This is a genomic window from Chryseobacterium sp. UF-81, assembly GCF_058245105.1.
Map to the genome: position 1 here is coordinate 100412 of NZ_JBSIBX010000004.1, position 14181 is coordinate 114592.

Genomic DNA, 14181 nt, shown 5'->3' on the forward strand with positions numbered 1-14181 from the left:
ATTAAGAATGGTTCAAAATAACTAAAATAGGCCTTTAAATGACAAAAAACAGCTTTTTTTAGCCTCTTTGTTGTTTATCATCCTTATTTTTGCAAGTCAAGTAAAATAAATCATGAAGAAGCTCCAAGATATTCTTATCTCAACCAGAACAATGGCTGTGCTGTTATTGGTGTATGCATTTGCGATGGCTTATGCAACGTTCTTAGAAAACGACTACGGAACTCCTACAGCTAAAGCTCTAATTTATGAAGCAAAATGGTTTGAATTAATCATGTTTCTGCTCATTCTCAACTTTATAGGAAATATCGCAAGGTACAGACTGTGGAGAAGAGAGAAATGGCCGGTTTTGGTCTTTCACCTTGCCTTTATCCTTATTTTTATAGGAGGTGCTATTACAAGGTATATCAGTTTTGAAGGGACAATGCACATCAGAGAAGGCGAAACTTCCAATGAGATTGTGACTGACAAAAATTTCTTTAAAATCCAGATTGAAGAAAAAGGAGATATCCTTAATTATCAGGATGTTCCTTATCTCATGTCTCCACTGCATAAAGACTTTAAGGCAACCTATGATTTCCACGGAAAGGAAATAAAAGTGTTTACAAAAGACTACATTCAGAGAAAAAAAGACAGTCTGATTGCAGAGCCAAATGGTGCGGAATACCTTCACCTGGTATCTACAGGAACTACCGGAAGACAGAATATTTACATCAAACCGGGAGAAACAAAATCCATCAACGGAACTTTGGTAACGTTCAACAGAGCGATTGAAGGTGCAGTAGAATTCAAAAAAGAAGATGGAAAATTATTCATTAAAACTCCTGTTGACGCAACCTTTATGACCATGGCAACACAGGCCACAGGAAGTACAAAGAAAGATGAATTCCAGCCTTTGGTGCTGAGAAGTTTATATACCATCAACGAATTGAAGCTGGTTGTTCCGGAAGGTCTTAAAAAAGGAAGGCTTATGGCTTTCGAAGGTGATAGAAAGAAAGATGCTATGGTACCCGATGTAATGAGAATAGAACTTCAGGGGCCAAAAACAAAACAAATGGTAGACCTTTCCGTAGAAAAAGGAAACCCGAATGCATACAAGCAGGTGACCATGGACGGTCTCAATATTATGGTAGGTTTCGGACCTAAAGTCTATAATACACCTTTTGCATTGAAGCTTGATGATTTCGTAATGGAAACCTATCCGGGAAGTTCATCTCCAAGTGCTTATGAAAGCCACGTAAAGATCATTGACGAAGGAAAAGAAACTCCGTATAAAATTTACATGAACCACGTTCTTAACCATAAAGGATACCGTTTCTTCCAGTCAAGCTTTGATCCGGACAGAATGGGAACTGTACTTTCTGTAAACCACGATTTCTGGGGAACAATTATTTCCTACATCGGGTACGGACTTCTGTTCTTAGGAATGTTTGTAATCTTCTTCTGGAAGGGAACTCACTTCTGGAAACTGAATAAAATGCTGACCGATGTTAATAAAAAGAAAGCAGCAGCAATACTTTTAGTGCTATTAAGTTTAGGCTTGAACGCACAGAAAATTGAAACACACGGTACAACCGACGGAAGCAGAGACCATGTACATGTAGAAGGTGACGGACACACTCATGTACCGGCTCCGGAAGCAGCTCAGCCTTCTCAGGGAACAGCACCAGGCCAGAATTCTCTGGCAGCGCCACTGACCAAAATGAAAAAAATCTCAGCAGACGAGATTATCGCCAGAAATAAAATCAGCAAAGAACATGCAGATAAATTCGGATATCTTCTGGTACAGAATTTTGACGGTAGGATTGTTCCAATCAATACAGAAGCTCTTGATGTTTTAAGAAAATTATACAAAAAAGACGAATTCAAAGGAACAGACGGAAAGTCTCTTACAGCTAACCAGTGGTTCCTGTCAATCAATACGGATACTCCGAGCTGGACCATGGTTCCTATGATCAAAGTAGGAACGAAAGGAGGGGATGAATTAAAGAATAAAACAAAAGCAGATGATGAAGGGTACACTTCGCTGATGAACCTTTTCCCTGCAGATGCTAATGGTAATCTGACCTACATCCTGGAACATGATTACAACACGGCATTCCGTAAAAAACCTTCTGAACAGACCAATTATGATAAAGAAGTAATTTCTGTAAACGAAAGAGTGCAGATCTTCAACGAGTTTTTCAGCGGTCAGTTCATGAGAATTGTTCCAGTGAAAAACGATGCCAACCATACATGGCATTCATGGCTTGATCAGAAATTCGAGCCGGATATGGAATCTCAGCAGGTGATGGGGCCTTATTTTGCAGAAGTTCTTACCGCTCAGCAGACAGGAAACTGGAGCAAAGCTGATGCTGAACTGGCAAAACTTTCAGATTATCAGCAGAAGTGGGGTAAAGCAGTTGTTCCTGCAAAATCTAAAGTGGATCTTGAGGTTTTCATGAACACTGTGAATATCAATTTCAAATTATTGATTTTCTATACCATAATAGGTGGATTGTTATTGATCTTAGGATTTGTAGAATTATTCAAATCAAATAAGCTTTTAAATAAGATCATTAAAGTGATCATTGCTATAGGTTTGGTTGGGTATTTATGTCACTTCTTAGGTCTTGTAGCAAGATGGTATATTTCGGGACATGCACCTTGGAGTAACGGGTATGAGGCCATTATCTTCATCTCATGGGTAGGTATTACGGCAGGGCTTATTCTTTATAGAAATGCCAATGCCCTGATTCCTGCTGCAGGATTCATGGTGGCGGTTATTATGATGGGATTTGCACATGGAGGTTCGGCTCTTGATCCGCAGATCACGCCGCTTGTTCCGGTACTGAAATCTTACTGGCTGATTGTTCATGTAGCGATCATTACGTCAAGTTACGGCTTCTTTGCCCTCTCAATGATTATTGCGGTGATCTGCTTAGTATTCTTTATTATTGCCAACAAGGATACACACAGGCTTCACCATGATACGACATTAAAAGAATTAACTATCGTTTCTGAAATGTCACTGACGATCGGTCTTTTTGCCTTAACGGTAGGAAACTTCTTAGGCGGTATCTGGGCAAATGAATCTTGGGGAAGATACTGGAGCTGGGACCCGAAAGAAACGTGGGCCTTCATCTCTATCATGGTATATGCATTTGTATTGCACATGAGATTGGTTCCTGGGTTAAGAAGCAGATGGGCATTCCATGTAGCCACAATGTTTGCTTTCTGTTCTATGGTAATGACCTACTTCGGAGTGAACTATTACCTGAGCGGGCTTCATTCCTATGCAGCAGGAGATCCGGTTCCGGTTCCGGCCTGGGTATATATAGGATTGGGAACAATGCTTCTTTTGTCAGCAGCTTCTTACTTCAAGTTTAAAGTTTTAACAAAAAAATAAAACTTCTTACAATATAAAATCAAATCCTGGAATTCATTTTCCGGGATTTTTTTTGTGCTAAGGGGATGCGGGATACGTGTTTTAGCGTTTGATTTTAACTCAAAAACCGGCATCCGAAAAAAGTCATCACCTATCACTCAAAATTCAAAACTAATTCATACCTTTATGATATCAAAATAATATCAAATTAAATTACAATCATGGAAAAAGTGTTAAAGCCCATGTCAGGCTATCTGGCATTAGTATTCTGCCTGGTTTTATTTGCCGGAGCGGTATATTTTTTTATTTCCGGAGTTGAGCAAAGCATTACGTTCGTGATCCTTGCGATGCTATGCTTCCTGCTGTTCTGTTTCTTTCTGAAAGGATTAATGATTATTCAGCCAAACCATTCACGGGTACTGAATTTCTTTGGAAAGTATGTAGGAACTGTAAAAGATAACGGACTGTTTTTTATCAATCCTTTGTACTCTTCACAGAAAATGTCATTGCGTTCAGAAAACCTTCAGGGACAGACTCTGAAAGTAAATGACAAAATGGGTAACCCTATTGAAATCGCTGTGGTTATGGTTTGGAAAGTAGGAGATACTTATAAAGCAGCTTTTGATGTGGAGCGCTATTCGGACTTTGTAAGAATGCAGAGCGAAGCTGCGGTGCGTCATTTGGCGATGAGCTTTCCTTATGACAATTTAGAAGACGATCATGCACCTATTACTTTAAGAGAAGGTGGTGATAAGATCAATTCTATTCTGGAACAGGAACTTACAGACCGCCTTTCAAAAGCAGGAATTGTGATACAGGAAGCCAGAATTTCACACCTTGCTTATGCTTCGGAAATCGCAGGAGCCATGCTTCAGAGACAACAGGCAACAGCGATCGTAGCGGCAAGAACTAAAATTGTGGAAGGTGCCGTTGGAATGGTGGATTTGGCTCTGAAAAAACTTTCAGAGGAGAATATCGTAGAGCTTGATGATGAAAGAAAAGCAGCTATGGTCAGCAACCTGATGGTGGTGCTTTGCGGTGAAAAAGCAGCACAGCCCATTTTAAATGCAGGAACTCTTTATTAAAGAGAGAATGAAGAAGGAATACTAAGATTTCATATACAAAATTAGCTGAGAGCCTGTGTAAACAGGTAGAAAAGTTTATTCAAAACGAAATCTTTGCGTCTTTTGCGTTATTAAAAAAGTATTACTAAACAGGCAAAGAGAAAATAATGAAATCGGAAAAAACTTCAAAATCCACTGAAACCAAAGGCAAAAAATCGTTCGTCATAAGAATCGATGAAGCTACCTACAAGCTGGTGGAGAAATGGGCGAATGACGAATTCAGGAGTGTGAACGGGCAGATCGAGTATCTGCTGCATCAGAGCCTGGTTAATTCAGGAAGGAAAAAGAAAGAAGAAGAATAGAGATGAGCATTGGTTTTTAACCAGCCAATAATATTAAAACAAAAAAGCAGAGAATTTTTCTCTGCTTTTTTATTTTATACAACTTTGAAGCGTATCCGCTCCAAAATAGAAGATAACAAGCCAAATCAAGCCTTTGATCGTGAAAAAAGCAAATCCTGCCCAGCCTACACGCTTGAACCACTTTTTGAACTTAGAGTGGTTATTTTCCGGTAAATTTTCCATGTCTGAATGTCAAAAGATTACATCACAAAGATAAGCATGTTTATAATTAGTCCAAATAAAAAGCATGTTAAAAATTAAAATTTTGAGGTTCGTATAATATTTCTATCTTTAGAGGAAACGAAAAGTAAACATTTTATGTCTAAAAAAGTAAAGGATTTCGGAATCGAAAAAACACTCAAAAACCTTGGTATTAAAGAAGAAAATAAAGGGACTTCAGTGGGCGGAAAATATTTTGCTTCGGGAAAAACGATAGAAAGTTTTTCTCCCGTAGATGGCAGACTAATCGCTAAAATTAAGACATCCGGAGAAAGTGATTATGACAAAGTAATTGAGACGGCTCAGAAGGCGTTTCAGGAATTTAGATCCATCCCTGCTCCTAAAAGAGGGGAGATCGTTAGACAGCTAGGTCAGAAATTAAGAACATATAAAGATGACCTTGGAAAACTGGTTTCTTATGAAATGGGTAAATCTCTTCAGGAAGGCCTTGGAGAAGTTCAGGAAATGATTGACATCTGTGATTTTGCTGTAGGAGTATCCAGACAGCTTCACGGCTATACCATGCATTCGGAAAGACCTGGTCACAGAATGTACGAGCAGTATCATCCGCTTGGCGTTGTGGGAATCATTACGGCTTTCAACTTCCCGGTTGCCGTTTGGGCATGGAATACAGCTTTAGCCTGGATCTGCGGAAACGTTACCATCTGGAAGCCGTCAGAAAAAACACCATTATGTGCTATCGCTTGCCAGAACATTATGTCTGAAGTATTAAAGGAGAACAATCTTGCTGAAGGTATTTCAAGCGTATTGGTTGCTGATCATGAGATCGGGCAGAAACTGGTTGATGATAAAAGGGTTTCCCTGGTTTCTTTCACAGGTTCTACAAGAGTGGGAAGAATGGTTTCGTCCAAAGTGGCGGAAAGATTCGGAAAATCGATCCTGGAGTTAGGCGGAAACAATGCGATCATTATCTCTAAAGATGCAGACATCGACATGTCTATCATCGGAGCTGTTTTCGGAGCTGTAGGTACGGCTGGACAGAGATGTACGTCCACAAGAAGATTGATCATACATGAAAGCGTTTACAACGAAGTAAAAACAAGATTGGTAAAAGCTTACGGACAGTTGAAAATAGGAAATCCGTTAGACGAAAATAACCATGTAGGACCGCTTATCGATGTAGATGCAGTGAATCAGTATGAAGAGGCTATCAAAAAATGTAAAAAAGAGGGCGGAAAATTTGTAGTTGAAGGAGGTGTTTTAAGCGGAAAGGAATACGAATCAGGATGCTATGTGAAGCCATGTATCGCAGAAGTGAAAAACTCTTATGAGATCGTTCAGCACGAAACTTTCGCGCCGATCCTGTATCTGATCAAATATAAAACACTGGAAGAAGCTATTGCTATCCAGAACGATGTTCCTCAGGGATTGTCATCTGCTATCATGACGCAGAATTTAAGAGAAGCAGAGCTGTTCCTTTCTCATGCAGGTTCAGACTGCGGTATTGCCAACGTAAACATCGGAACTTCTGGTGCTGAAATCGGAGGTGCTTTCGGAGGTGAAAAAGAAACCGGAGGCGGAAGAGAATCCGGTTCAGACGTTTGGAAATACTATATGAGAAGACAAACCAATACTATAAATTACACCGCTCAACTTCCTTTGGCACAAGGGATTAAATTTGATTTGTAAAAATTTAGTTTAAATCAATTTCAAAAAAACTAAAAATTAATAACCTGAATGTTTAAAAACTTTTAATCATTCAATTATTAAATCACACAACTATTTTAATTATGGAACAAACAATTGATATAAAAGTAAATAAAGTAAAAGAAACTGTAGGAAGACACGTTTTGGCAGACGGTTTTGATTTTGTGATGGATATTGAAAAATCTCACGGATCATGGCTGTATGACAAGCTTACCAACAAAGAATACCTGGATATGTTCTCTATGTTTGCATCGGCATCCATTGGTTACAATCACCCTTATCTTGTAGAAAGATCGGAGTGGCTGGGGAGAATGGCCGTGAACAAGCCTACTTTGGCAGACGTGTATTCAGAAGAATATGCTCACTTTCTGGAAGTTTTTGAAAGAGTAGTGATTCCTGAAGAACTGCAGTATGCTTTCTTTATCGAAGGTGGAACTCTAGGGGTGGAAAACGCAATGAAGGCATGTTTCGACTGGAAAACCCGTAAGAATTTTGAAAAAGGACTTCAGACAGAAGCTGGAATCTGTATCCATTTCAGACAGGCATTCCACGGAAGAAGCGGCTATACTTTAAGCTTAACCAATACTTCGGATCCCCGAAAATATCAGTATTTCCCAATGTTTGACTGGCCAAGGATTTTAAACCCTAAGCTTTCATTCCCGATTACGGAAGAAAATTTAGAGGAAACTATTAAAAACGAAAGACTGGCTCTTCTACAGATTGAAGAGGCAATTCTTATGAATCCTGATAAAGTGGCGTGTATCATCATTGAGCCCATCCAGGCCGAAGGTGGTGACAATCACTTCAGAGACGAGTTCTTAATGGGACTGAGAAAGCTTTGCGATCAGAACGAAATCTTACTGATCTTTGATGAAGTTCAGACAGGTATTGCCATCACAGGAAAAATGTGGGCATTCCAGCATTTCACAGCAAAACCGGATATTATTTCTTTCGGGAAAAAAGCCCAGGTTTGTGGTGTTCTGGCTAATAAAGAAAAATTTGATGAGATCCCTAATAATGTTTTCAGAGAAAGCTCAAGAATCAATTCTACGTTCGGAGGAAACTTTATCGACATGCTTCGTTTCCAACTGGTAATGGAAGTGATCGAAAAGGAAAACCTGGTTGAAAATGCAAGAGTGGTTGGAGATTATCTTTTGGAAAGATTAAAAGAGCTGGCTCAGAAATATCCTGATAAAATCTCAAATGCAAGAGGGAGAGGCCTTATGTGCGCCATTGATCTTCCTTCTGCAGAGCAGCGTAACCGTTTGATGAACGAGCTTTTCAAGGATGGACTGATTATTCTTCAGTGTGGAGATCAGTCGCTTCGTTTCAGACCGCATCTGAATGTTACTCAGGAAGAAATTCAATTGGCTCTTGATAAAATAGAAAACAATATTAATAAAATTTAAATTCAAAGATTTGTAATTTTAAAAAATACATCGTATATTTAGATACTCAAACGATATAGAATATGGAAAGAAGTACGAGAGTATCGGTTTTTGAAAGTGATAAGCCTTCAGAAATCCAGCTAATAAAGTCTAAATTGGATGATGCACAAATTACAAACAGCGTCGAAAACAATTATCTTACCTTTACGACTACGCCTACGGCAACGTCGTTAAAAATTATGGTAAAGTTGGAAGACGAGAAGAATGCATTTGAAGTTATAGATGCTTATCTTCAACAAAGTGAAAATCAATAAAACAATTTCATAATTTTAAATTTTACTACTTCGAACCGAAAATTAATTTTAATTAGTTTTCGGTTTTTTGATTCAAATAACATAAATTATTTAATAATTTAAATATTTAAAATTTAAAGATGGAGAAATTTAGAATATTGGATCGTGACTCAATTAGACTACATTATTCAATAGAGGCGGGCTTTAGCCCGTCTTAAAAATTAAAAAATTACAATTGGCTTTAGCCAAAACTTAAAAACTTATCCAAATCTTTTAAATACTTAAATCATTCAATTCAAGAAACCAACAATGAATTCAGAGACTAAACTTAGAAAAGCAGAAATTGATGACAGGGACAAAATTTGGGAAATCATCCAACAATCCATTGAAAGAAGGAAACAGGATGGAAGTACCCAATGGCAGAACGGCTATCCTAATCCAGGAACCGTAGAAAGTGATATTGCAAAAGGTTTTGGTTACGTCCTTACTGTTGATGGAGAAATTGCCGTATATGCAGCGTTGATCTTAAATGATGAACCGGCTTACAGTACTATTGAAGGAGCCTGGTTGAGCAACGGAGAATTTGTTGTTGTCCATAGAGTAGCAGTTGACGGAAAATTTGCAGGCCAGGGAATGGTAAAAAAACTATTTGACCACATTGAAGATTTTACAAGATCTCACGGAATCCAGAGTATAAAAGTAGATACAAATTATGATAATATCGCCATGCTGAAAATCCTTGAAAGCAAAGGTTATTCCTACTGTGGTGAAGTACTTTTGGCTGACGGAATGAGGAAAGCCTATGAAAAGATTATACTTTAAGCTAAAAGTTAAATCATGTTTCATTGAATTTTTAAAAGAATACCTATTTATAAACTCTATCATGTTTGTTCGTTTAGTTCTGAACTAATTTCTACTTTTGTCAAAATTTTTATATTATGCACCAAAGTATAGAAATTGATGAAAAAATTTTTCAAGATGCCGTAAAATTTTATGGCACCGTTTTCAACCTACCGCCTTTAGCTTCAAAAATTTATGCTTACCTGCTTTTCGATTATGAGAAAGTGGGAATTACTTTTGACGAATTTGTGGAAGTGCTCTCCGCAAGTAAAAGCTCCGTTTCTACCAGTATTTCATTATTGCTGAATGCGCAGCTGATTATTGACCACAACAAAATGGATGAGCGAAAACGGTATTTTTTCATCAATGATGAGTACAAGAAAATCAGATTTGAAAAAATTGTTCAAAAAATGGAGGATGAACTTAAATTACTGGATGACTTAAACAACTTTAAAAAAAATCATGATAATGAATACAACGAACGAATAGAAGCTTATAAAGCACTTTTATACAAAAACATAGAAAATATTCAGGAATCTCTTAATAAACTTTAAAATGAATAATAAGCTAGTTATACTTTCTATTGCAGCGCTTTCACTGACAGCCTGCAAAAAAGAAGCTCCAAAACAGGATGGCCCTAAACCTTACCCTGTAATTTCTGTGGAGTCAAAAAATATAGTGGGCTATCAGACCTTTCCGGCCACCATACAGGGAAGGGTTAACAATGATGTCCGTGCAAAAATCCAGGGATATATTACGCAGGTCCTGGTAGATGAAGGACAGTATGTGACAAAAGGGCAGCCATTGTTTCGTCTTGAAACCAATATCCTGACTGAAAATGCTGCCGCTTCCAAGGCAGGCATAGGTGCCGCAGAATCTACAATTGCAGCAGCACAGGCTTCTGTAAATGCAGCACAGGTAGAGGTCAATAAGCTGAAGCCTCTTGTTCAGAAAAATATCATCAGTAATGTACAGCTGCAGACAGCTCAGGCTAATCTGGCCCAGGCTCAGGCCCAGCTGCAACAGGCGAATGCTGCAAAAAGACAGGCCGTTGCCAATTATAAAGGAGTAGAAGCCAATATTGAGTATTCTATCATCCGTGCCCCTATTTCCGGAGTGATCGGAAGACTTCCACTGAAAGTGGGAAGCTTGGTAGGACCAACCGACCAGACTGCACTAACAACGATATCCGATACTTCCGGAATTTTTGCCTATTTCTCAATGAATGAAAAAGAATATTTTGATTTCCTTGAAAAATCCCCAGGTGCATCTATGCCCGAAAAGATTAAAAACCTTCCGATGGTAGAACTGCAGCTGGCCAACGGAAGCCTTTATCCTGAAAAAGGAAGAATTGAAGCCATTACCGGACAGATAGACCCTACCACCGGAACCATCCAGTTCAGAGTGGCCTTTACCAATGCACAGAAATTATTAAGCAACGGAAATAGCGGAACCATCAGATTTCCGCAGCACTATGACAATGTACTGGTGGTGCCGGAAAGCGCAACTTACGAGCAGCAGGGTATTGTCTATGTTTACAAAGTGGAGAAAGATACCGCTAAAAATGTTGTAGTAAATATCATAGACAGAATAGATAATCTTGCTCTTATAAAATCTGGTGTCAACAAAGGAGAAATCATTGTTGCGGCAGGTATAGGAGGATTAAAACCCGGAACAGCTGTTAAGCCTAAAAAAGTAAAAATGGATAGCCTTGTTCAATCAATAAAACCGAAATTCTAAAAAATGATTAAAAATTTTATTAACAGACCGGTTTTATCCACCGTTATATCAATTATTATTGTTATACTCGGAGTGTTAGGGCTTATCTCGCTGCCGGTCACACAGTATCCTGACATTGCACCTCCCACAGTAAGCGTTTCAGCAAACTACACTGGAGCCAATGCGGAAACTGTAATGAAAAGTGTTGTAGTACCTCTGGAAGAACAGATCAACGGGGTAGAAGGGATGGATTATATTACCTCCAGTGCCGGGAACGATGGTTCCGCACAGATTCAGGTTTTCTTTAAACAGGGAATAGACCCGGATATTGCGGCGGTAAACGTACAGAACCGTGTGGCAAGAGCGACACCGCTTTTACCATCTGAGGTAACACGTTCCGGGGTTGTAACGCAGAAACAGCAGACGAGTGCCCTGATGTATATGTCTTTCTATTCCGAAAACAAGGATCTGGATGACGTATATCTTCAGAACTTTTTGAACATCAACATTATTCCGAATCTTAAAAGGATCAATGGTGTAGGGGATGCCAACGTTTTCGGCGGTAAAAACTACTCCATGAGAATCTGGCTGGATCCTGCAAAAATGGCTGCTTACAGCATAACACCTACAGATGTTACCAATGCCATCAACGAACAGAGTAGAGAAGCAGCGGCAGGTTCTATAGGACAGAACAGCGGGAGCTCTTTTGAATACATCATCAAATATGTTGGTAAGTTCAATGATAAGGAACAGTATGATAATATCATTATTAAATCCCTTGGAAACGGACAAAGCCTGATGCTGAAAGACGTTGCTAAAGTAGAATTGGCAGGCCAGTCTTACACGGGGATCGGGGAAAACGGAAACAATCCGTCCATCAGTATGGGGATCTTCCAGACTCCTGGCTCCAATGCTCAGGAGATCATTAAAAATATTAAAGACTATCTGAAATCTGCCGAAGGTACTTTTCCGGAAGGCGTTAAATATACATTTAACTTTGATACCAATGAATTCCTTGAAGCTTCTATCGAAAAGGTAGTACATACTCTTATTGAAGCTTTTATTCTTGTATTTATCGTTGTGTATATATTCCTGCAGGATTTCAGATCTACCCTGATCCCGGCTATTGCAGTTCCGGTATCTATTGTAGGGGCATTTTTCTTCCTGAATTTATTTGGGTATTCCTTAAACCTACTGACCTTGTTTGCATTGGTACTTGCTATTGGTATTGTGGTGGATGACGCCATTGTCGTCGTCGAGGCCGTTCATGCCAAGATGGAACACGGTATTGCAGATGCTAAAAAAGCAACTGTAGAAGCTATGGACGAGATCACAGGAGCTATTATTTCTATTACTCTGGTAATGGCGGCGGTATTTATTCCGGTAACTTTTATTACAGGTCCTACAGGAGTATTCTATCAGCAGTTTGGGATTACTCTTATTATAGCCATCATTATTTCTGCGATCAACGCTTTGACTCTGAGCCCGGTTTTATGTTCACTATTTTTAAAGCCTCACTCAGAACATCATAAAGAATACAGTAATCTTAATTTCCTTCAGAAATTCTTTTATAAATTTAATATTGCCTTCAAGACAACCACTGAGCGTTACGGAAGAGGATTTGTATTCCTGTTAAGACATAAATGGGTAACCCTGATTATTTTTGCGGTTACCGGAGGTATTTTATTCTGGGCGAGCAGCACAATGAAAAAAGGTTTTGTCCCTACAGAAGACAGAGGAATTATCTTTACAGACGTTCAGCTTCCTCCGGGAGCTTCCATGGAAAGAACATACAATGCTCTGAAAACACTTCAGGCCAAAGCTTTAAAAGTTCCGGGTGTACAGAATGTCACGATTTCCACCGGTAGAGGATTCTTATCCGGGAATGGAAGTAACAACGGTCTTGCCTTTGTTAAATTAAAGCCATTTGATGAAAGGAAAAAAGATGGTCAGACCTCTGATGATATCACTAAAAAGCTATTTGGAATTGTAGGCGCTGTTCCGGATGCCAAAGTTGTATTCTTCCAGCCGCCAAGTGTACCTGGTTTTGGTAACAGTGCCGGTTTTGAGATGGTACTTTTGGATAAATCGGGTGGAGAATATGCAGATCTGGATAACAAAACAAATGAGTTCATCGGTAAATTGATGGAAAGACCTGAAATAGAATTTGCCCAGACCTCATTCAACACCAAGTATCCTCAGTACCAGATGGAGATCAATGTTCCGCTGACCAAGCAGCTTGGAGTTTCTGTAAGTGATATCCTGGCGACCATGCAGGGATATATCGGAGGTATTTATACTGCTGACTTTACCAAATACGGAAAACAGTTCAGGGTAATGGTTCAGGCACTTCCTGAAAACAGAAAAAATATTGAAAACCTGAACGAGCTCTATGTAAAAACAGGATCAGGAGTGATGTCTCCTATTTCACAGTTTGTCACTCTGAAAAAAGCATATGGGCCACAGTCTGTAAGCCGTTATAACCTGTTTACTTCAGTGAAGGTAACGGGAGCCAATTCAGCAGGATACAGTTCCGGAGATGCCATTACTGCTGTACAGCAAGTAGCAAGTGAAACGCTGAACCAGAATTATGCGGTAGAGTTTACCGGACTGACCAGAGAAGAATTAAACTCAGGATCTCAGACCCTTCTGATTTTCGGATTAAGCTTAGTCTTTGTTTACTTTATTCTTTCTGCCCAATATGAAAGTTACATCCTTCCGCTGATCGTTGTCATTTCTCTCCCTCTTGGAGTAATGGGAGCTTATTTCGGGCAAAAGATTATGGGCTTGGAAAATAACATTTATTTCCAGATCGCTCTGATCATGCTTGTTGGATTACTGGCCAAAAACGCAATTCTTATCGTTGAATTTGCTGTCCAGAGAAGACATCATGGCGAAACCATTGTCATGTCTGCCATCAATGCGGCTAAAGCAAGGGTAAGACCAATTTTGATGACTTCATTTGCTTTTATTTTCGGTTTATTACCATTGGTTCTGGCGAGTGGAATTGGTGCGGTAGGTAACAGATCTATTGCCACAGGTGCCGCAATTGGATTATTAATAGGTACAATTTTAGGATTGTTTGTAATCCCTGTTTTGTATGTGATTTTCCAAACCTTACAGGAAAAGGTGAAGCCAATTAAAAAAGAAGAAATCAATTTAGCAGAATAATATTACTAGAGATGTTAGAAGTTAGATATTAGAAATTAGTCTGGTCTCTAACTT

At 39.0% G+C, this 14181-nt stretch carries 10 protein-coding genes; all 10 read left to right on the forward strand.

The annotated features are described in order from the left end of the window. Positions 1 to 112 precede the first annotated feature (112 nt). The 10 genes from ccsB (at position 113) to AC4IFE_RS07780 (ending at position 14127) form a co-directional block, all read left to right on the forward strand. Positions 113 to 3385, forward strand: coding sequence for a c-type cytochrome biogenesis protein CcsB (gene ccsB, locus AC4IFE_RS07735; protein WP_490756094.1), 3273 nt, complete (start codon positions 113 to 115; stop codon positions 3383 to 3385). Positions 3386 to 3585: 200 nt separating this feature from the next. After that, positions 3586 to 4449, forward strand: coding sequence for an SPFH domain-containing protein (locus tag AC4IFE_RS07740; protein WP_490756096.1), 864 nt, complete (start codon positions 3586 to 3588; stop codon positions 4447 to 4449). A gap of 146 nt (positions 4450 to 4595) precedes the next feature. Further along, positions 4596 to 4790: a type II toxin-antitoxin system antitoxin gene (locus tag AC4IFE_RS07745; RefSeq protein ID WP_490756098.1), complete on the forward strand. Its 195-nt coding sequence runs from the start codon at positions 4596 to 4598 to the stop codon at positions 4788 to 4790. A gap of 357 nt (positions 4791 to 5147) precedes the next feature. Then, the gene (gene amaB, locus AC4IFE_RS07750) at positions 5148 to 6698 is read left to right on the forward strand and encodes an L-piperidine-6-carboxylate dehydrogenase (protein ID WP_490756100.1); all 1551 of its coding nucleotides are present in this window, start codon (positions 5148 to 5150) and stop codon (positions 6696 to 6698) included. 101 nt (positions 6699 to 6799) lie between these two features. After that, a complete protein-coding gene (gene lat / locus AC4IFE_RS07755; RefSeq protein ID WP_490756103.1) occupies positions 6800 to 8125 on the forward strand; it encodes an L-lysine 6-transaminase in 1326 nt (441 codons plus the stop codon). Positions 8126 to 8187: 62 nt separating this feature from the next. Beyond that, positions 8188 to 8418 (forward strand): DUF2007 domain-containing protein, encoded by a 231-nt coding sequence (locus AC4IFE_RS07760; protein WP_111953226.1) that lies wholly within the window; start codon positions 8188 to 8190, stop codon positions 8416 to 8418. Positions 8419 to 8706: 288 nt separating this feature from the next. Further along, complete coding sequence (locus AC4IFE_RS07765; RefSeq protein ID WP_490756104.1) at positions 8707 to 9219, forward strand: GNAT family N-acetyltransferase; 513 nt, start codon at positions 8707 to 8709, stop codon at positions 9217 to 9219. Between the two features lie 116 nt (positions 9220 to 9335). Beyond that, positions 9336 to 9791, forward strand: coding sequence for a transcriptional regulator (locus AC4IFE_RS07770; protein WP_490756105.1), 456 nt, complete (start codon positions 9336 to 9338; stop codon positions 9789 to 9791). A 1-nt stretch (position 9792) separates the two neighbouring features. Next, on the forward strand, positions 9793 to 10977 hold the full coding sequence (locus AC4IFE_RS07775; RefSeq protein ID WP_490756106.1) for an efflux RND transporter periplasmic adaptor subunit: 1185 nt from the start codon (positions 9793 to 9795) through the stop codon (positions 10975 to 10977). Positions 10978 to 10980: 3 nt separating this feature from the next. Then, on the forward strand, positions 10981 to 14127 hold the full coding sequence (locus AC4IFE_RS07780; protein WP_490756107.1) for an efflux RND transporter permease subunit: 3147 nt from the start codon (positions 10981 to 10983) through the stop codon (positions 14125 to 14127). Positions 14128 to 14181 lie beyond the last annotated feature (54 nt).